This window comes from Polyangium spumosum (genome assembly GCF_009649845.1).
Taxonomy (GTDB): domain Bacteria; phylum Myxococcota_A; class Polyangia; order Polyangiales; family Polyangiaceae; genus Polyangium; species Polyangium spumosum.
In genome coordinates this window covers 34,952-55,131 of sequence record NZ_WJIE01000020.1, presented here as the reverse complement: position 1 = coordinate 55,131, position 20,180 = coordinate 34,952, and the positions used below count along the sequence as shown (strand labels likewise).

The following is a 20,180-nucleotide window of genomic DNA, read 5'->3' as shown; positions in this document are numbered from 1 at the left end:
TTCACTTTTTTGCGTCGGTCACCCCGAGCCTGTCGAGCAGCCACGCATACTTGAACGCCATCTCCTGCATTTTCTCGTAACGGCCCGATTTGCCTCCGTGCCCGGCCGGCTCGAGGTGGGTCCGCAGGAGCAGCGGGTTTGCGTCCGTCTTCATCTCGCGCAGCTTGGCCACCCATTTCGCGGGCTCCCAGTACATCACCTGGCTGTCGTTGTACGACGTGTTCACGAGGATCGACGGGTAGGCCTTCCGCGCCACGTTCTCGTAGGGGCTGTAGCGCGCGATGTACTCGAATTCGTCCTTCTTCTTGGGGTTCCCCCACTCCTCGAACTCCTGCACCGTGAGCGGGAGGGACTCGTCGAGCATCGTGTTGATCACGTCGACGAACGGGACGTCGGCGATCGCCGCTCGATAAAGATCGGGGCGCATGTTGAGCACCGCGCCCACGAGCAGCCCGCCCGCGCTCCCGCCCTGGATCGCGATTCGATCCTTCGCGGCCCAGCCCATCTGCGCGAGCCCCTCGGTCACGTCCACGAAATCGGTGAACGTGTTCATCTTCGTCTTCATGCGCCCGGCCTCGTGCCACGTCTCGCCGAGCTCCCCGCCGCCGCGGATATGGGCGATCGCGCAGACGACGCCGCGATCCACGAGCGAGAACGCCGGGGCCGAGAACAGCGGGAAGATGGGGAACCCGTAGGACCCGTACGCATAAAGGAAGAGCGGGCTCTTCCCGTCCGGGCTCGTGCCCTTCTTGTAAAGCAACGAGACCGGGATCTTCGTGCCGTCCTTCGCCGTCGCGTGCACGCGCTTCGACGCGTACCGGCTGGGATCGTAGTTCGGGACCTCCTGTCGCTTCTTCAGCACGAGCGCGCGCTTCTTCGGTTCGTAATCGTAGACCGTGGAGGGCGTCGTCGGTGATTCGAAGCGGAACCTGTAGGTCGTCGCGTCGAATTCGCGGTTCTCCCCCTGCCGCAACGTGAAGATCGGCTCGGGCAGGCTGATCCGGTGCGAACCGCCGAGCGTGAGCTTCTTCGGGTCGAGCACCCGGATCTGGCGCAGGCCGTCCTCGCGCTCGAAGGCCACGGCGAACGTCGAGAAGAGCTCGACCGACTCGATCATCACGCCCTGCCGGTGCGGGATCGTCTCCTTCCACGACGACCGCCCCGGGGACGCGACCTTCGTCACGACGAGCCGGTAGTTCGTCGATTTCGGCCCGCCCGGCGCCGCGGGGCTGTTCGTGCGGATCACGAGCTCGTCGCCCCGATGATCCACGTCGTACTCGTGATCCTGCGCCCGCGGCTCGACGAGCGTGAGCTCCGCCTTGGGTTTGTCCGCAGGGAGGAACCGGACCTCGCTCGTCGTGTGGCTGCTCGATTGGAGGAAGAGGAGCTGCTTGCTGCTCGATCGCGACGCATACAGGCGGAACCGCTCGTCCTTCTCCTCGTAGAGCAGCGCGTCCTTCGCCGCGTCCTCGCCGAGGGTGTGGCGGTAGAACCTGTACGAGCGCTTCGTGGTCGGATCCTCGACCGTATAAAAGAGCGTCTTGCCGTCCTTCGCGAACACGATCGACGTGACCCGCTCGGCCCGATCCGTGAGATCCTTGCCCGTCCGGAGGTCACGCACGTGGAGCACGAATTGCCGGAACCCCGTGGTGTCGAGGCCGTACGCGAGGAGATGGCCGTCCGCGGAGAGGGCCATCGGCCCGAGGCCCACGTATTTCTCGGTCTTCGCGATCTCGTTCGGATCGATCACGATCTCCTCGGGCGCCTTGTCCCCGCCCTTGACCGATTTGCGCGCGTAAATGGGGTACTGCTTCCCTTTTTCGGTGCGCGTGTAATAAAGATACGCGCCCTCCCGGAACGGCACCTCCACGTCGGACTCCTGGAGCCGGCCGAGCATCTCGCCGTAAATGCGCTCCTTCATCGGCGCGAGCGAGGCGGTCATGGCCTCGCTGTAGGCGTTCTCGGCGCGCAGGTGCGCGAGCACCTCGGGCGCGTCCTTCTTGCGCAGCCACGCATAATCGTCGACGAGCTTCAGGCCGTGCAGCTCGGTGACCTTCGGCTCCTTCCGCGCGACGGGCGCCGCCGGGCCCTTCGGGGCGGGCTTCTCCGCGGCGGCGGCGCTGGCCTGCGCCGAGGGCGCCTCCGGCGGCAGGCTCGGGCCCGGCGCGGGCGCCGGGTGGAGGCTCTCGCCCGAGCAGCCGAGGACCAGGAGCGCGAGGACGAACGAGGTGCGTCGGATCATCGCCCCGACGATACCACGCGCGGCGGGTCGAGCAGCCGGGAGCACCGAACCGTTCGGCGCCTGGTTGCGGAGATCGGGCCCCCCTCGGTATCGTAGGCGCCTGCCGCGGCCCAGCGACGCGGCAGCACGAGGAACACCATGTCGTATCGAGCGGGTGATGTCGTCGACGGTCGGTACAAGCTCCTCGACCTCATCGGCAGCGGCGGGCACGGGTACGTGTTCCGCGCCGAGGACATGGACCTCAGCGCGCCCGTGGCCGTGAAGTGCCTCTTGCCGAACATCACGAGCGAGCCCGTCTTCACGACCCGCATCGCGCGCGAGGCCCGCGCCATGGGCCTGCTCAGCGGCACGGCCGCGACGCAGATCCTCGCCTTCAACCGCTCCGACAACGGCACGCTCTACATCGTGATGGAGCTGCTCGAAGGCAAGGACCTCGAGGCCTACGTGCGCGGCGTCGAGGCCAAAGGCGCGCCCATGTCCATCGACAGCGCCCTCTCGATCATGCGGCCCGTCGCCGAGACGCTCTCCGCCGCGCACGCGCGCGGCATCGTCCACCGCGACGTCAAGCCCGCGAACATCTTCGTGCTCCGGACCCGCGCGCGAGGCCGCGTGCGGCTGCTCGACTTTGGCCTCGCCAAGGAGGTCGGAGGCTTCACGGTCACGCGCGACGGCACCATCGCCGGCTCGCCGACGTACATGGCCCCCGAGATCTGGGCCGGCAAACCCAAGGACCTCGATCACCGCGCCGACGTCTACTCGTTCGGCGCCGTCGTCTTCCGCATGCTCGGCAGCCGGCTGCCCTTCCCCGCGCGCAGGATGGTCGAGCTGCTCCGCGCCGTCTCGACCGACCCGCGCCCGAGCCTGCGCGCGCTCCGCCCCGATCTGCCCGAGGCCGTGGACCCCTGGGTCGCGCGGGTGCTCGCGAGCCAGCCGGCGAACCGGTACCCGTCGATGCAAGAGGCGTGGGCCGAGCTCTGCGCGGCGCTCGGTCGACCCGCGGAGCTGCCTGACGACGACGTATAGGCGCCCTCGGCGTCGCTTGAATCGCCGTTTGTCTCCCTCTAGGCTCGACCCATGTCGGACTCCGGCGCGGACACGGTGTCGATCGTCGCCCTCGCCCCCGCGCAGCTCTTCCATGGGCGGTACCGCATCGTGCGCAGCATCCGCATGGGCGGCATGGGCGCGGTCTACGAGGCGACGGACGAGCGCACGGCCGGCCGCCGCGCCCTGAAGATCATCCACCCGAACCTGCTCGCCGAGCACGCGGACTTCAAGCCGCGCTTCGAACGCGAGGCGAGGATCCTCGGCGAGCTCGAGAGTGATCACATCGTCCGCGTCATCGACGCCGGCGTGGACGGCCCCTCGGGGTTGCCCTTCCTCGCGATGGAGCTCCTGCGCGGCAAGGACCTCGGCGTCGTCGTGGCCGAAGAGGGCCCGCTCTCCCCGGCCGAGGTGCGCACCTACCTCGCGCAGGCCGCGTTCGCGCTCGACAAGACCCACGCCGCGGGCGTCGTGCACCGCGACATCAAGCCCGACAACCTCTTCCTCACGCACCGCGACGACGGCTCGCCGTGCATCAAGCTGCTCGACTTCGGCATCGCCAAGGCCGACGGCCACCTCGGCATCGGCATGCAGACGAAGACCATCCTCGGCAGCCCTTACTTCATGGCGCCCGAGCAGATCTTCATGGATCAGCCGATCGGCCCGGCCGTCGACGTCTACGCCCTCGGGCACACGGCCTACATGCTGCTCGTCGGCACGCCATACTGGTCCGAAGAGTTCGAGCGGGCCCCGTCGCTCATCACGCTCGCGCGTTGCCTCGAGAACCCGCTGCCCGAGCCACCCTCGGCGCGGGCGCAGCGCCGCCACGACGTGGCAATCCCCACGGCGCTCGACGCCTGGTTCGTGCGGTGCGTCGCGCGAAACCCCGAGGACCGGTTCCCGAGCGCGTCGGCCGCGATCGTCGCGCTCGCCGAGGCCCTCTTCCCCGCCGAGCTGCCGAGCCTGCTCCCTCCCGTGATGCCAGCGCGGGAACGGCTGCCCTCGGTGACGTTCGAGCCCGCGTCGAGCGCGCGTGGCTCGCGCCCCTCGAACCCGCCGCCGAGCGACGACGCGAGAAACCGACAAACCCGGCACTCGACGCCGCCGGCCTCGGGGGAGCGCCCGCGATCTTGGACGTCGCGGCCTCGCAGCGGCCACGTGATCCGCGTGGAGCGGGAGCGCAGGCTGGTGCGGCTCGAGGTCTGGGGTTTCTGGACGGTCGAGCAGGCGCGGGCCTACTACGACGAGTTCGCGCGTGTCACGCAGCCGCTCTGGGGCAAGCGCTGGCGCGTGCTCGCGAACACCGCGGAGTTCGCGGCCCAGAAGCCCGACGTGAGCGCGTTCGTGGAGCGGACGATGGAGGTCGCCCAGAAAAACGGCTGCGTGCGGGCGGCGAACATCGTCTCGAGCTCGCTCACGAAGATGCAGCTCGCCCGCATGTCGGCGGAGCAAGGCCTGCCCTCGTTCGCGTTTTTCCAGGACGAGGGCGAGGCGCTCGGCTGGCTGCTGAACGGGACCTAACCGAGCAAAAACTTCCGGATCCGCCCCGCGAGCCCCTCCGGGCTCGCCTGCTTCGTGCGGTCCTCGCGGCCCCGCTGACGCGCCGCGATGAGCAGGCCGAGCTCGACCACGAGCTGCGGGCGCGACTCGATGATCGGCGAGAGCGCCTGCTTGCTGATCTCGTAGAGCGTCGACTCGCACGTCGTGCGCACGGTCGCGGTGCGCTCGCCGCCGAGCAACAAGGCGACCTCGCCGAAGACCGCGCCGCGCTCGAGCGTCGCGACGGGCACGTCCTGGCCGCTCTGCTGGCGCACGAGGACCTCGACCGAACCCGAGGCGAGCACGAAGAGCGACGAGCCCCGCTCGCCCTCGCGCACCACCCGATCGTGCGGGCCGTAGACGACGGGGCGCGTCTTCTGCGCGAGCCTCTCGACCTCGCGATCGGTGAGCGGCTTGAAGACGGGCACGCGCCGGAGCAACGCGGCGATCTCCGCGTGCGTGGGCTCGGCGCCGAGCGAGACCGGCTCGGCCGCGTCGAGCCCGCCGCCGTAACCGTCGCGCCGCTGGAGCGCGTCGACGAGGGCGCTGTCGCCGCGCATGTAGGCCTCGAAGAGGCTCGCGGTGCGCGGGATGCACTCGTCGCCCGTGTGATCCATGAGCTGACGCTCGCGGGCGAACCGCGCGACCTCGTTCATCGATTGCCGGTACTGCCGGCACGCCGAGGGGAAGAGCCCGTCCTGATCGCCGAAGGCGCCCGTGAGCGACTCGGGCAGCGCGTAGCTGCCGAAGACGCCGCGCTGGTGCCACATGGCGAAGTCGCGCGTGCGCTTGTCGAGCCAGCCGAGCTCGGGGAACGCGGCGAGCCCGTTCTTCAGGACCGCGCGCTCGGCGTCGCGGAAGACGCGGTGCCAGGTCTCCTGCGCGTTGTCGACGTTTGGCCCGGCGAGCGCGATCGCGTGCTTGAGATCCTCGTGGTGCGCGTGGAGGAACGCGAGCGTCGCCTTCTGCTTGCGCAGGAGGTTCGTGAAGCTCACGGGCCCGGCCGCGAGCAGGTCCGACGAGCTCGGCACGATGTCGCGCATCGCCCAGACCTTCTTCCACGCCGCGACGTCGAGCCGCTCGCGGATCTTCTCGAAGACGGGGCTCTCCTCGAACACGGCGCGCTCGGCCGGCGAGAGCAAATCCGGGTGCACGTCGCGCACGGCCTCGAAGATGCCGAGGCACGTGAGCAGCTCGAGGTAGAGGCCGACCCGGAGCAACCACGCCGGATCGGGCAGGTTCCGGCGCTGCTCGCCGAGGTCCTGACGGATGGCGTGCAGGTAGAGCATCGCCTTGTCCATGCCGATCGTGAGGACCGGGAACCACGGGTGATACCCGACGTGCAGGTCCCCGATCCCCAGCGCGTCGGCCTGCATCGTCGTGTCGGCCGGGATGAGCCGCTCGAGCAGCCGCGCGTAGAGCGAGCCGAAGCGGCCCGTGTCGTAGATCTCGGCGTCGATCGTGTCCTCGGCGAGGTGCTTGCCGTCCGTGTGCAGGGCCAGCGTGACGCGGATCTTCTGGTGGAAGAGGTTCGCGAAGGTGAACGGATCGGCGCCGTCGGGCGTACGCGCGCGCAGGGGCTCGCCGACCTCGGACCAGGTGAAGCCGCGCGCGTCCGGGTCGTCCTCGCGGCGCGGGACGAGGCCCTGCGGGTTCAACGTCGCCGCGTAGACGGTCTTGTAGAACTCGCCCCACGACGCCTCCGCGATCGCGGGGAACGGGTAACCGGCGGCCGAGACGACCTGCGGCTTGAGCGCCACGTCCGTGAGCCCCGGGACGGGGCAAGGCGCGCCGTGGCCCTCGACGTGTGGCAGGAACGCGACCGACATGCGCACCTCGAACGTCCGCTGGAACGGCGCGACGTACGCGTAGAGATCCTTCACCTGGTAGAGCAGGACGAGGTCGTCGGCGGGCGGGTTGCGCGTGAGCGTCGACACGAGCCCTGCGTGTTCACTCGCGCCGAGCCCGGGGCCGAGCGCCTCGTCGATGGGCCTGCGCCCGGCCTCGAACGGGATGATCTCGATCGCCGGCTCGAGCTCGGCGGACTCCTCCATCGGGTCCTTGCGAGACTCGAGCTCGCGCATGTACGCGCGCACGAACGCGAGCTTGTCCTCCCAGGACATGCCCGCGACGGGGCTCAGGAGAAGGCGCTTGAAGAGCTTCTTGAAATCTCGGGGGTTTTGCATGCGCTGTCGCGATCACGCGCCTCGCGGGCGCGTGTTTCGAGCTCCTCGGCGAGGTCCGCGTAGAGCGAAGGATCCACTGGAAGCATGAACTCGCGGAAGGGATTTTCGGGGAGCCTGCGGACCCGCGCCCCCATGTCCCGGCAAAGATCGTCGATGTACTGGAAGTTATGGGGCACGACGCAGACGCCCACGAACCCGTCCGGCCGCTCGCGCCTTCGATAGGCGATCTGCTCGTCGACGCGGGCGATCATCTCGTCCCGCGGCGGGAGCTGCATCCGGCCGAGGAAGAGCTCGCAGAGCCAGCGCGCGCCGACCTCCGAGGTGAGCTGGCTGTAGAGGCTGTTCACGAAGCCGCAGAAGCCGAGGCCCGGCGCGTCGGGGTGGTAGAGGCCGCGGTAGAGGCGGAACGTGCCCTGCTCGTCCTGCACGGCGCGCTTCAGCGACGGCTCGAGGAAGGGGATCTCCTGCTTGAAGCCCGTGCCGAAGATCACGACGTCCGCCTCGATCCGCGCCCCGTTCGAGACCTCGACGCCTCCCTCGTGAAAACGCGTGATCTCGCCACGCGAGAGCTTCAACGTCCCGCGCTGCGCGGCCTCGTAGAAGCCGACGGGCGCCATGTTGAGGGTGCAGCCGACGCCGGAGAGCGGCAGCTCGGGCCGCAGGCCGGTCTTCGTGAGCCCGAGGTCCTTGTCGAGGGCGTCCATGACCCCGTTCCAGTAAAAGGCGACGAACTTGCTGGCCTTCTCGTGCAGCGCGCGCTCGAAGCCCTCGGCCTGCGGGTAGCGGAAAAACAGCTCGGAGAAGCGGTTCAGGAGCAAGAACTTCGTGTTCACGAGCCCGAAGAGGAACCGCGGCGCCTTCCAGCCGACGCTCCTGTGGACGAGCGTCACCTCGCGCGCGTGCGCCACCGCGGTCGCGGCCACGTCGCAGGCCGATTTCGAGAAACCCACGACGACGACCCGCTTGCCCCGAAGGACGTCGAGGTCGTGCAGCGCGGTCGTGTGCAGGACGACGCCGCCCTTCGCCTCGAAGGCCTCGCGCCCGGGGGCCTCGGGGATGAACGGCTGGCTGAAGAGCCCGCTCGAGATGATCACGTGGTCGAACGTGTGGGTCTTCTTCTCGGACGCGGGGGCGCCCACGGGCCGGGTGTCCACGGAGAACCCGCCCCCTTCGCGGCGGCGGATCTCGTCCACCTGGGTGCGGAGGCGGACGCGCGGCGTGACGCCGAAATGGTCGGCGTAGCTCGAGAGATATGCCTGGACCTGCGCGCCCTCGGGCCACTCGGGGTAGTGGCTCGGCATGGGGAAATCGGAGAATGCGTAGGTATCGCGGGCGTTCTGGGTCTGGAGGCCGGGGTAGCGGCGCGAGCGCGCCCACACGCCGCCGACCTCGTCCTCCTTCTCGAACACCGTGACGTCGAACCCGCTGCGCGAGAACGTCTTCGCAGAGACGAGCCCGCTCAACCCGCCCCCGATGATGCCGACCGAGACCATGCGCCCTCCGTGGTGGTGCAAGGAAGGATCGGGAGGGTACGGCAAAGGCGGCGCCGCGTCACCTCACCAGGTGACGGGGAATGACCGCATCCCGTAGACCGTGGCGTCGTCCTTGAACGAGAGCTCCTCGAAAGGCACGGCGGGCTTGAGGCCGGGGATGCGCCGGAAGAGTGTGTTGATGACGATCTCGAGCTCCAGCCGGGCCAGGTTCTGGCCGAGGCACTGGTGCGGACCGAAGCCGAACGCGAGGTGTCTCCGCGTGCCGCGCGAGAGGTCGAGCTCGTCTGCCTTCTCGAAGACCTCCGGATCCCGGTTGCCCGTATTGGCGAGGAGGAGGACCCCCTCCCCGACCCGGACGGTCGCGCCGCCGATTTCCACGTCCGCCACGGCGACGCGGCCGAGCGCCGACTCCGCAATGGTAAAATACCGCAAGAGCTCCTCGACGGCGCCCGGGGTCTTCGAGGGGTCCTCCTGGAGGGCGGCGATCTTCTCCGGATGTTGCAAGAGCACGAGCGTGCTCAGCGAGATCATGTTCGCGGTGGTCTCGTGCCCGGCGAGGAGGAGCAGGAACGCCAGGCCGACCATGTCCTCGAAATCGATGCGGCCGGTCTCGTGGAGCTGCTTCTGGATCTGGCGGCTCAGGAGATCGTCGGCGGGGCTCTGCGCTTTGGCGCCGATGAGCTTGCCCAGGTACTGCATGAGCTCGATGACCGATTGCCGGACCACCTCGACCGGCGAATTTTGATTGACCAGGTGCCCGGAGCGCGCCTGGAAGAAATCGTGATCGGCGTAAGGCACGCCGAGCAGCTCGCAGATGACGAGCGAAGGCACCGGCAGCGAGAGCGCTTGCACGAGGTCGACCGGGCGCGGCCCGGCGAGCATGGCGTCGATATGCTCGTCCACGATCTCCTGGATGCGCGGCCCGAGCGCGGCGGCCCGGTGGACCGTGAACTCGCCGATCACGGCCCTTCGTGCATGCCCGTGCTCGGGCGGATCGAGCTCGAGCAGGAGCGGCTTGAGCCCGCTGTCATTGGGCTGCTCCTCGCGGGTCAGCCGGGGGAAGCCGGGGTGGCGGCGGTTCGAGCTGAACCGGGGATCCTGGAGGATCTCCCGGATGAGCTTGTGGCTCGAGACGGCCCACACCGTCGACCCGTTGGGCAGCTCGACCTTGGCGATGGGCGCCTCCTCGCGGAGCTTTTGGTGCTCCGCAGGCGGCGCGAACGGGCAGGTCCGGGTCATGGGAAGCGTCGGAACGGCAGCGGCTGTCATGGTTTTCTCCTCGATGCGGGGATCGGCTCGTGCGGGGCTCACCAGGTCACGGGGAACTCGTGCATGCCGTACACCAGCGCGTCTTCCTTGAAGGAGAGCTCCGACTCGGGCACGGCGGGGCGCAGCTCGGGGATACGCCGGAACAACGTGTCGATGACGATCTGCAGCTCCAGCCGGGCCAGGTTCTGGCCGAGGCACTGGTGCGGGCCGAAGCCGAAGGCCAGGTGATTGCGGGCGCCACGCGCGAGGTCGAGCGTATCCGCGTCCTCGAAGACCTCGGGATCGCGGTTTCCGACGTTGGCCAGCACGATGACGCCCTCCCCGGCCGGGATACGCACGCCGCCGAGCTCCACCTCCTCGGTCGTGACGCGACCGATGCCGCTCTCCGCGATGGTGAAATAACGCAGGAGCTCCTCGACGGCGGCCGGCGTCTTTTCGGGGTCCTTCCGGAGGGCCGCGAGCTTCTCGGGGTGCTTCAGGAGCACGAGCGTGCTCAGCGAGATCATGTTCGCCGTCGTCTCGTGCCCGGCGATGAGGAGGATGAAGGCGAGGTTGAGCATGGCGTCGTGATCGTACGTGCCCTCCTCGCGTAACTTCTGGATCTGCCGGCCGATGAGGTCGTCGGTTGGCTTCTCCTCCTTGTCGGTCACGAGCTTGTTCAGATACCCGAGGAGCTCGAAGAAGGCGCTCGCCTTCTCTTCCATCGGCGTGTTGCGATTCACGAGATTCGTGGAGCGCGTCTGGAAAAACGCGTGGTCGGCATAAGGCACGCCGAGCAGCTCGCAGATCACGAGGGACGGCACGGGCAGGGAGAGCGCCTGCACCAGATCGACCGGGCGCGGCCCGGCCAGCATCACGCCGATGTGCTCGTCCACGATTTGCTGGATACGCGTCGCGAGCGCCGCGCTGCGCTTCACGGTGAATTCACCCACCACGGCCCGGCGCGCGGCCGCGTGCTCCTGCCCGTCCATGTCGATCAGAAACGGCCTCGGATTCAGCGGCGGCAGCACGAACGGCGTCAGGTGCGGAAAGCCGGGGTGGCGCCGGCTCGAGCTGAACCGCGGATCGGACAGGAGCGTCCGGATGTCCTCGTACCGGGTGACCGCCCAGGCCGTCGCGCCCGAGGGCAACTTGACCTTGGAGATGGGTGCCTCTTTTCGGAGCGCCTGGTGTTGCGCAGGCGGCGCGTAAGGGCAGGTCCTGGCAATGGCGAGCGGCGGAACGGGATCGGCTGACATGAATGCCACCTCCTGTGGGATCCCGAAACTAGCCGATCGGCTAGTGCATCGCAAGCCGATCGGCTAGGAGGTGACGCGTACGCGGCGAAGCGTTCGGAAAGCGTGCCGGACGGCGAGGAGCGGGCTACTGTCCCCGCGTTCCGCGAGGAGAGCGCAGATGGCCGGCCTTTCTGGAAGCGACACCCGAGCGAGGCTTCTCGACACCACGCTCCGGCTCTTCAGCGAGCGCGGGGTGGAGGGCACGTCGCTGCAGATGATCGCCGACGAGCTCGGCGTCACGAAGGCGGCCGTCTACTACCATTTCAAGACGAAGGACGAGATCATCGAGGCCGTCGCCGCGCCCGCGCTCCAGGAGCTCGACGCGGTGATCGAGCAGGCGCGGACGAAGCGGAGCCGGGGCGCGCAGATCGATCACGCGCTCGCCGGGTTCGTCGAGATCATCGTTCGCCAGCGCTTGCTGGTCGGCCTGTGGAACAGCGATCCCGGGATGCGGCGTGTCGTGAACCGGACGTTCCAGGCCCCCCAGGGCGAGGACCTGTCGACGAAGATGAGCACGGTCTTCGCGGGCCCGAGCCCGAGCCTCGCCGACGCGATCAGCGTGCACGTCATGCTGGCGGGGCTCGCGATGGCCGGCGGCGCCCCCGAATACGCGGGCATCGACGACGAGACCCTGCGAAGGCACCTGCTCGACGCGGGCAGGCGCCTGCTCGGGCGCCCCCGGCGTCAGACCTTCTTGTAAATCTCGCTCCCGCCGCCCACGAACTCGGCGCTTTTCTCCTTCATGCCACGCACGAGCGCCTTCTCCGGCAGGACCTCGCCCCTCTCGGCGGCGTATTTGCGCACGTCCTCGGTGATCTTCATCGAGCAGAAATGCGGGCCGCACATCGAGCAGAAATGGGCGACCTTCGCGTTCTCGCTGGGCAACGTCTCGTCGTGGAAGGCGCGGGCCCGCTCCGGATCGAGGCCGAGGTTGAACTGGTCCTCCCAGCGGAACTCGAAGCGCGCCTTGCTCATCGCGTCGTCGCGCGCCTGCGCGCCCGGGTGGCCCTTGGCGAGATCCGCCGCGTGCGCCGCGATCTTGTAGGTGATCACGCCCTCCTTCACGTCGTCGCGGTTCGGCAGGCCGAGGTGCTCCTTCGGCGTGACGTAACAGAGCATCGCCGTGCCGAACCAGCCGATCATGGCGGCGCCGATGCCACTCGTGAAATGGTCGTAGCCGGGCGCGATGTCCGTCGTGAGGGGCCCGAGCGTATAAAAAGGCGCCTCGTGGCAGATGCGCAATTGCTCGGTCATGTTGTGCTCGATCATGTGCATCGGCACGTGCCCCGGGCCCTCGATCATCACCTGCACGTCGTGCTTCCAGGCGATCTGCGTGAGCTCGCCGAGCGTCGCGAGCTCGGCCATCTGCGCCTCGTCGTTCGCGTCCGCGATCGAGCCGGGCCGCAGGCCGTCGCCGAGCGAGAAGCTCACGTCGTAGGCCCGCATGATCTCGCAGATCTCCTCGAAATGCGTGTAGAGGAAGTTCTCCTCGTGGTGCGCGAGGCACCATTTCGCGAGGATACTGCCGCCGCGCGAGACGATACCCGTCAATCGGTTCGCCGTGAGCGGGACGTAACGAAGGAGCACGCCCGCGTGGATCGTGAAGTAATCGACGCCCTGCTCGGCCTGCTCGATCAAGGTGTCGCGGTAGATCTCCCAGGTGAGGTCCTCGGCCTTGCCAGAGACCTTCTCGAGCGCCTGGTAAATGGGCACGGTGCCGATGGGCACGGGGGAGTTTCGCAGGATCCACTCGCGCGTCTCGTGGATGTTCCGGCCCGTGGACAGGTCCATCACGGTGTCGGCGCCCCAGCGGATCGCCCAGACCATCTTCTCGACCTCCTCCTCGATCGAGGAGGTGACGGCGCTGTTGCCGATGTTGGCGTTGATCTTCACGAGGAAGTTCCGCCCGATGATCATCGGCTCGAGCTCGGGGTGATTGACGTTCGCCGGGATGATGGCCCTGCCGCGGGCGACCTCGTCGCGGACGAACGCGGGCGTGATCCGCTCGGGGATCGCCGCGCCGAACGAGCGGCCCGGGTGCTGCTTGCGGATCCGCTCGGCCGCGCGCTGCTGCTCGCGCACGGCGACGAACTCCATCTCGGGCGTGATGATCCCGCGCCGCGCGTAATGCATCTGCGTGACGTTTTTCCCGGCCGCGGCGCGCAGCGGGCGGCGGCCCGCGTGGAAACGTAATGCGTCGAGGGAGGGATCCTCGAGGCGCTTCCGCCCATACGCCGAGCTCACGCCCGAGAGCTCCGTCACGTCCTCGCGCGAGCGGATCCACGCGGCGCGCAGGGGCGAGAGGCCCTTCTTCACGTCGATCTCGGCCTCGGGGTCGGTGTACGGGCCGCTCGTGTCGTAGACGCAGACGGGCGGGTTCGGCACGAGGCGCGCCGTATCGCCGTGCCCTTCCCGCGTCGGCGTTTGCTCGATTTCGCGCAGCGGGACGCGCAGGTCGGGGTGGAGGACGCCCGGCTGGTACGTCTTCTTCGATCCGGGCAGCGGCCCGCGCGTGATGGTCTGGAGGCGGGCCTCGTCGACCCGCTGCTGTTTCACCGTGCTCATGACACTTCCCTCCGCCGGTACGAACCGGTTCAGGTTCCGAGGGTTCGGCCCGCCCGCAAATCACGAGAGGCCGTCTCAGCCAGAGGCTCCCCTAGGTCGAGCCGACGGTCTGATCGAAATGTGACGCGGCGTCAACGGCCGAACGACACGCCCGAGCGCGGCGGCTTGACGGCCCGGCCGGGCCGTGGTCCGCTCGCCCGCCTGCCATGCACCCGAATCAAGCCTTGATCGAACAATTTTATCGGTCCTTCCAGAAGCGCGACGCCGAAGGAATGGTCGCCTGTTATCACCCGGACGTCGTCTTCACGGACCCGGCCTTCGGCGAGCTCCGCGGGGCCGAGGCGCGCGGGATGTGGCGCATGCTCTGCGAGCGAGGGAAAGACCTCGAGCTCGAATTCAGCGACGTGCGCGCCGATGATTCCACGGGAAGCGCGCACTGGGAGGCGAGGTACACGTTCTCGGCGTCGGGCCGGAAGGTGCACAACGTGATCGACGCCTCCTTCGAATGCAGGGACGGCAAGATCACGCGCCACACGGACCGATTCAGTTTCTGGCGCTGGAGCCGGATGGCGCTCGGCCCCGCGGGGCTCGTCCTCGGGTGGACGCCGTTCCTGCAGAACAAGGTCCGCACCATGGCAAAGAAGGGGCTCGCCGAGTACATGGCGACGCACCCCGAGGGCTGAGACTTCGACGCGACGCGTTAGAGATTTCGTCGACCTTCCGTCCGTCGACGTCTTCCTGCCGGACCACGACGTCTTCCTGGCAAAGAAGCAACACATTTCCCGCGTGGAAGACGTCGTGGCTCGCTTATCATCGACCGTATGCGTTTTCGTCGGCTGCTCCCGCTCTGCTTCCTCCCCGCGCTCCACCTCTTCGTCCCCGGCTGCTCGGTCGACGTCGCCGAGTTCGACATCGCGGACGCCGTCGCCACGATCGACACGCGGGCCAGGCCCGGCGACGTGGTGAACGTGCAGGTCGACGCGCGAAACAGCGGGCAAGCGACGTGGGTGCCCGGCGAGGTGACGCTCGCGCTCGGCGAAGGACAGGCGTTCCCGAGCGCGTCGCTCGCGCTCGCGGGTGAGGTCGAGCCGGGCGCGAGGGGCACGTTCACGGGCAAGTTGACGTCCCCCGTGCGCACGGGCCTCTTCAAGCTGAACCTCGACGCCAACTACGAGGGCGCGCGGTTCGGCGACACGATCACGACGCCCGCCACGGAGCTCACCTGCAGCGACGGCGTCTACTGCAACGGCGCGGAGCGGCTCGTCGCGGGCCAGTGCGTGAGCGGGACGAACCCGTGCGACGACGGCGCCGAATGCACGACGGACACCTGCGACGAGGCGAAGGACACCTGCGCGCACGAGCTCGGCCCGAGCTGCGCGGCGTGCACGTCGGATTGCACGCCCGATTGCACGGGCAAGGCCTGCGGCGACGACGGCTGCGGCGGGGTCTGCGCGACCTGCCCCGCGGGCGAGGCGTGCGTGAACGCGACGAACGAGTGCAAACCCGCGAACCAGCCCGGATCCTGCGCGGCGCCGCTCGAGCTGCTCCCGGCGGGCACGGCGCTGCTCGGGGTCCACCAGATCCAGGGGGACACGACCGGCGGCCTGCACGAGTCCGTGCCGACGTGTAATTCGACGAGCACCGCGGCGGAGACGGTCTACACGTTCACGCTGACGGAGAAGATGGGCATCGAGGCGCGCGTCTCCGGCTACGACACGGTGATCCACCTCCGGAAGGACGACACGGCGACGCCCGGGAACGAATGCATCGGCTACAACACCGCCGCGAACGCGGGCTGCAGCGACGACGCCTCGCCGCCCGGCGATTACGGCTCGCGCGTGGACGCGGCGCTCGATCCGGGGACGTATTACCTCATCGTCGACGGGTTCGACGCCTCGCAATACGGCCCGTTCGATCTGCAGGTGAAGTTCACGGTGGACGGCTGCGTCCCGCATTGCGACGGCCTGTTCTGCGGCACGGACGACGGCTGCGGCGGCGACTGCGGGACCTGCCCCGCGGGCGAGGCGTGCACGGCCGAGGGCCGCTGCCGGCCCGACCCGTGCGTGCCCGACTGCGGGGGCAAGCAATGCGGCGACGACGGCTGCGGCGGGACGTGCGGCACCTGCGCGGAGGGCTCGCTCTGCGTGCCGGCGACGTCGAAATGCCAGGTCTTCGCGGACTGCGACAACGAGGCCCCGGTCTGCGATCCGCCCTGCGGCGCGGGCGAGTTCTGCGGGACGGACTGCGGCTGCCACGCGGCGAACGAGGCGATGCCGGACCTCGTGATCGACGAGAAGCGCCTCCTCGAGGAGATCCTCTTCGACGAGCTCGACGTGAGCGAGAACTCGTGCGCGTTCATCGAAGAGTGCGTGGGCGGGACGGGCAAGCGCAAGCTCCTGCGCTTCAGCGTGGAGGCGAAGAACCAGGGCATGGCGACCTTGACGGTGCCGCCGCCGGCGGAGCGGCCGGACCTCTTCCTCTTCTCGCCCTGCCACGGCCATTACCACTTCAATGGCTTCGCGACGTACGCGCTGCTCGACAAGGACGGCAAGGAGATCGTGGCCGGGCGCAAGCAGGCGTATTGCATGGAGGACACGCAGCAGATCGCACAGGGCCCGAACGTGGGCTGCAACAAGATCTACTCCTGCGAGGATCAGGGCATCCAGCGCGGCTGGTCGGACCTCTACGGCAACACGCTCGATTGCCAGTGGCTCGACATCACGGACGTGGCGCCGGGGGAGTACTTCATCCAGGTGAAGCTGAACCCGAGCCGCGAGTTCGAGGAGGTGAGCCTCGACAACAACACGGCCACGGTGCCGGTGACCATCCAGTAATCACCATGCATTACAAGGACGGCCCCCGCCCCCGCCTGTTCGCGCACCGCGGCGCCTCCGGCGTGGCGCCCGAGAACACGCTGCCCGCCTTCGCCGCCGCGCTCGCGGCGGGGGCGGACCGCCTCGAGCTCGACGTGCACCTCACGGCCGACGAGGAGGTGATCGTGCTGCACGACGAGGACGTGGCGCGCACGACGGACGGGGCGGGGCCGGCCTCGAAGATGCGGCTCGGCGAGATCAAGGAGCTCGACGCGGGTCACCATTTCAGGGATCCGGACGGCGAGCTGCCGTTCCGGGGCCGCGGCATCCGGGTGCCGACGCTCGCGGAGCTCCTGACGTCGCTGCCGGACGTGCCGCTCAACATCGAGCTCAAGGTGGACGACGAGGCGCTGGTCTCGGCGGTGAAATGGCTGCTCGATCGGCACGACGCGCGGGAGCGGGTGCTCTTGACGGCGGAGCCGGGGTCCTTGATGGCGAAGATCCGGCGGCGGATGCCGGCGGTCTTGACGGGGATGTGTCTGCCCGAGTCGCTGGAGTTTCTCTGCAATGGCGGAAACCCGGGCTACGTGGCGCGGGGGTTCGCGCTCCAGGTGCCGACGGACCACGCGGGGATCCCGATCGTGACGCCACATTTCGTGGCCGTCGCGCACGCGTGCGGGCTGGAGGTGCACGCGTGGGTGATCAACGACGAGGCCGAGATGCGCGCGCTCCTCGCGATGGGCGTGGACGGGATCATGACGGATTTCCCGGAGATGGGCGCGCGCGTGTTCGGCCGCGGCGATTGACGCCGGACGGACGGGCGCCATGTCCTCTGCAGATGGGGCTGTCCGCCCGACCCTGTTGGTCGGGCGAGGCATTCCCTCGGAGGGGCATACCATGAAGATCCAGTTGACCATCGCCGCGGCGCTCCTTTCGGGCCTGCTCACGAGCGGGACGGCCAGCGCCTACTGCACGAACAATGCATTCCAGATGGGCTGGGACGCCGCGAACCAGGCGTGTACGGACATCGCGCAGGGGTACCTGCCCATGCCCACGGACCGGGGCTATCGCCGCCACATGGGCGCGGAGCCGGAGCAGACCTGTACGTGGCAGCAGGTCGTCGAGTGCAAGAACGCAATGGCCCAGTATCTCCGGCGGTTCCGGACGTGCAGCAACCTCATCCGGCGCAACATCCGGGTGACGAACGCGTCCGGCAGGACCATCGGCCGCGCGCAGGACGTCTGGCGCACCTACGTCAATACGACCTGCAACCTGCCGTAGTCGCGGCGATTCTAGAACTTGCCGCGCACCCAGCCGGTCGAGGACGTCACCGTCCGCTGCGAGTGCGGCGCCGCGTCGGGCGAGCGTTGCGAGAGGGGCGCCGCGTCGAAGCTGCGCTGCGACATGGGCGGGGCGTCCGTGTTGCGGGACGAGATCGACGCCGCGGTCAGGGGAGGCAAGGACTGGGACGAGGTGCCCGAGAGGGCCGGCAGCTCGGAGGAGCGCGGGACCCGCGGCGGGACGTCGGTGCGCGGGCCGGGCGGCGCCGTGCTCGGCCGGATGCTCTCCGGGGCGCGATCCCGCTTCTGCCACGTGCCATTCAGGTACTCTTCCACCCGCGACGCGAGCTCGTCGGCGTCGTTGGTCTTCGGGATGAACCCCGAGGCGCCCGTGCTCAAAACCAGGCTCTGCAGCTCACGCGCCGGCCGGTCGGAGTGAAACACGATGGGGCACGTGAGGATGCCCTTCTGGATCGCCACCTCGACCAGCTTACCCCCGGGCAGCGCCGGCATGTTCACGTCGACGAGCACGAGATCGGGCTGCTCGCGCGCGACCGCCGCCCCGAACCCGAAGGGCGAGTCGAGCGTGACGACCTCGAATCCACGGGATTGCAGGAGCAGCTTGACGAGCTCGCGGCAAATCTCGCTGTCGTCGACCACGAGAATCCGTCGCTTCGTCGCGCTCATCGATGCCTCTCGTCGGACGAGGGTGGGGTCCCGGGCGACATGCACGGGGCCATTGACGGTCATCGTATCCGACTCGCCCGAGCCACGGCAAGAAGGACGTAACCATAGGGCACGATTCACGCGCGCGGCGGAAAAACCGGGGGTATGGACGGACTCAGAATACCTCGGGCCGCACGAGCAGCACGTCCATCCCGTCGACACACACGATCTCCGCAGGGCATTCGTCAGCCGTGGGACAAAGCCGCGTGGCCAGGGCCGCCCAGGGCTCGCCGCCGCCACGCAAGGTGAAGCGGGCCTCGCCGCGCCGCACCTCGATCCGCACGCCCTCGCCGCTCCGCGCCCCGCCCGGGGGCGCCATATCGAAATATTCCACCGGATCGACGGCCGGCATCCCCCCCTCGGCCGGCACGACGCGGACGCCGCCGCTCGTCGCCACCGCGAGCACGAGATCCGCCCCCCGCGCCGGGAAACAGACAACAGGCAGGAGGTGGCTCGCCTGAGGGACGCGGATCCGGAGCGTCGCGCCCTGGCCGCGCCGCGTGCTGAGGGCGACGCGGCCGCCGACCCGCTGGATGGCGGCCCGCGCCGCGTCGAGGCCGATCCCGCGGCCCGAGACGTCCGTCACCTCGGTGCGCGTGCTCATCCCAGGGCGGAAGAGCAGCTCCGTCAGGTCGTCGTCCCGCGCGCGCGCGGCCCCCTCCGCCGTGGAGAGGCCGAGATCCACCACGCGCTCCCGCACGGCGTCGAAGTTCACGCCCGCGCCGTCGTCCTCGACGGACATCTCGACCTCGGCGCCCTTCTGCCGCGCCGAGACGACGATCGACGCGCGCTCGGGCTTGCCCGCGGCGCGCCGCACCTCGGGCCGCTCGACGCCGTGATCCACCGCGTTGCGGAGCGCGTGCAAGAGGACGACCTCCACCGCCTCGGCGACCTCGGCGCGCACGCGCACGTCGCCCACGTCGAAGGCCACGCGGACGTCCTTGCCGAGGCTCTCCGCGAGGGCCCGCGCCGCCTCCTCGTGAGGCGAGAGGCGCGGCGCGAGGGGGATGGCCGAGAGCGAGCCGACCTCCTCGGCGAGCGCGCGGAAGACGTCGCCGAGCCGGCCGCGCGCGCGCCCCGCCGCGACGTGCTCGACGAAGACCCGCGCCGCGAGGGCCGCGAGGCGCTGCTGCGTGACCATCGAGACTCGATCGGGCAGGTCGAAGGCGGCCGAGCGTGGCTCCGGGACGGGCACGGGCGCCTCGGGCTCGGCGTCGGCCGAGATCTCGGCGAGGACCTCCTCGATCTGCCGGACGAAGCCGTCGACGTCCATGCCCGCGGCGGGGGCCGCGTCCTTGCGCCGCAGGATCACGACCATGAAGCGGATGGCCATGGTGACGACGGGGTCGACGTCCTCGGGCACGCGCCGGCCGCGCCGCGCGACGGCCGCGACGAGGCCCTCGAGCGCGTGGCAGAGCGTGGCGAGCCCGCCGAAGTGCATCATCCGGGCCTCGCCCTTCAGCGTGTGCAGCTCCTGCTGCATCTCGGCCGCGAGCTCGAGCCCGCCCTCGCCGTGCATGAAGTTGCCCCAATGGCCCTCGACGCGATCGAGCCGCGTGAGCGCGACGCCGCGGAAGCGCACGACGAGCTCGCTGGGGAGCGCGGCCGAGCTCAAGGCTGCCCTCGCGACACGGCAGGATCGCACACGGGTTCGAACAACAACGGGCCCCCTTGCCGGGAGGCATCCTACCGAATCCGAAGGCGGAGCGTGAGCGCAATCAACGCTCGACGAGGACGGCGCGGCCCTGT

At 69.2% G+C, this 20,180-nt stretch carries 15 protein-coding genes and 1 riboswitch; of the genes, 7 read left to right on the top strand and 8 right to left on the bottom strand.

The genetic code is table 11. The features are described 5' to 3' along the window. Nucleotide 1: 1 nt before the first annotated feature. Complete coding sequence (locus GF068_RS38270) at nt 2-2,242, bottom strand: S9 family peptidase (protein WP_153824505.1); 2,241 nt, start codon at nt 2,240-2,242, stop codon at nt 2-4. Nucleotides 2,243-2,380: 138 nt separating this feature from the next. Between GF068_RS38270 and GF068_RS38265 the strand changes: the two genes are divergently transcribed. Then, a complete protein-coding gene (locus GF068_RS38265) occupies nt 2,381-3,265 on the top strand; it encodes a serine/threonine-protein kinase (protein WP_153824504.1) in 885 nt (294 codons plus the stop codon). Between the two features lie 51 nt (nt 3,266-3,316). Beyond that, nucleotides 3,317-4,804, top strand: coding sequence for a serine/threonine-protein kinase (locus GF068_RS38260; RefSeq protein ID WP_153824503.1), 1,488 nt, complete (start codon nt 3,317-3,319; stop codon nt 4,802-4,804). Here GF068_RS38260 and GF068_RS38255 read toward each other — a convergent pair. The 4 genes from GF068_RS38255 to GF068_RS38240 form a co-directional block, all read right to left on the bottom strand. Beyond that, nucleotides 4,801-7,008 carry a cyclic nucleotide-binding domain-containing protein gene (locus GF068_RS38255; protein ID WP_153824502.1) on the bottom strand — a complete coding sequence of 736 codons (2,208 nt, stop codon included), beginning with the start codon at nt 7,006-7,008 and terminating at the stop codon, nt 4,801-4,803. The two genes, GF068_RS38260 and GF068_RS38255, sit on opposite strands and share 4 nt — an antisense overlap. Further along, entirely contained in the window at nt 6,960-8,501 is a 1,542-nt protein-coding gene (locus tag GF068_RS38250) for a flavin-containing monooxygenase (RefSeq protein WP_153824501.1), read from the bottom strand. Before GF068_RS38250 ends, GF068_RS38255 begins: the two co-directional genes overlap by 49 nt. A gap of 63 nt (nt 8,502-8,564) precedes the next feature. Continuing rightward, entirely contained in the window at nt 8,565-9,770 is a 1,206-nt protein-coding gene (locus GF068_RS38245; RefSeq protein WP_153824500.1) for a cytochrome P450, read from the bottom strand. A gap of 38 nt (nt 9,771-9,808) precedes the next feature. After that, nucleotides 9,809-11,008: a cytochrome P450 gene (locus GF068_RS38240; protein WP_153824499.1), complete on the bottom strand. Its 1,200-nt coding sequence runs from the start codon at nt 11,006-11,008 to the stop codon at nt 9,809-9,811. A gap of 157 nt (nt 11,009-11,165) precedes the next feature. On the opposite strand from GF068_RS38240, the gene GF068_RS38235 reads away from it, so the two are divergent. Beyond that, complete coding sequence (locus GF068_RS38235; protein WP_153824498.1) at nt 11,166-11,747, top strand: TetR/AcrR family transcriptional regulator; 582 nt, start codon at nt 11,166-11,168, stop codon at nt 11,745-11,747. Here GF068_RS38235 and thiC read toward each other — a convergent pair. Then, a complete protein-coding gene (gene thiC / locus GF068_RS38230; protein WP_153824497.1) occupies nt 11,732-13,612 on the bottom strand; it encodes a phosphomethylpyrimidine synthase ThiC in 1,881 nt (626 codons plus the stop codon). The genes GF068_RS38235 and thiC overlap by 16 nt on opposite strands. Continuing rightward, nucleotides 13,601-13,715, bottom strand: a riboswitch (TPP riboswitch). It overlaps the preceding gene by 12 nt. A 103-nt stretch (nt 13,716-13,818) precedes the next feature. Here thiC and GF068_RS38225 point away from each other — a divergent pair. The 4 genes from GF068_RS38225 to GF068_RS38210 all read left to right on the top strand — a co-directional run bounded on the left by GF068_RS38225 (nt 13,819) and on the right by GF068_RS38210 (nt 17,706). Then, nucleotides 13,819-14,295: a nuclear transport factor 2 family protein gene (locus tag GF068_RS38225; protein WP_153824496.1), complete on the top strand. Its 477-nt coding sequence runs from the start codon at nt 13,819-13,821 to the stop codon at nt 14,293-14,295. 138 nt (nt 14,296-14,433) lie between these two features. Next, nucleotides 14,434-16,446: a lysyl oxidase family protein gene (locus GF068_RS38220; RefSeq protein ID WP_153824495.1), complete on the top strand. Its 2,013-nt coding sequence runs from the start codon at nt 14,434-14,436 to the stop codon at nt 16,444-16,446. A gap of 5 nt (nt 16,447-16,451) precedes the next feature. Further along, nucleotides 16,452-17,231, top strand: a complete 780-nt coding sequence (locus GF068_RS38215; protein WP_153824494.1) for a glycerophosphodiester phosphodiesterase family protein — start codon at nt 16,452-16,454, stop codon at nt 17,229-17,231. Between the two features lie 91 nt (nt 17,232-17,322). Continuing rightward, a complete protein-coding gene (locus GF068_RS38210; RefSeq protein ID WP_153824493.1) occupies nt 17,323-17,706 on the top strand; it encodes a hypothetical protein in 384 nt (127 codons plus the stop codon). Nucleotides 17,707-17,717: 11 nt separating this feature from the next. Here the strand turns inward: GF068_RS38210 and GF068_RS38205 are convergent, their stop codons facing one another. Together GF068_RS38205 and GF068_RS38200 are read right to left on the bottom strand one after the other, a co-directional pair. Beyond that, complete coding sequence (locus tag GF068_RS38205) at nt 17,718-18,392, bottom strand: response regulator (protein WP_170319924.1); 675 nt, start codon at nt 18,390-18,392, stop codon at nt 17,718-17,720. A gap of 154 nt (nt 18,393-18,546) precedes the next feature. Next, nucleotides 18,547-20,046, bottom strand: a complete 1,500-nt coding sequence (locus GF068_RS38200) for an ATP-binding protein (RefSeq protein WP_170319923.1) — start codon at nt 20,044-20,046, stop codon at nt 18,547-18,549. Between the last annotated feature and the right edge of the window lie 134 nt (nt 20,047-20,180).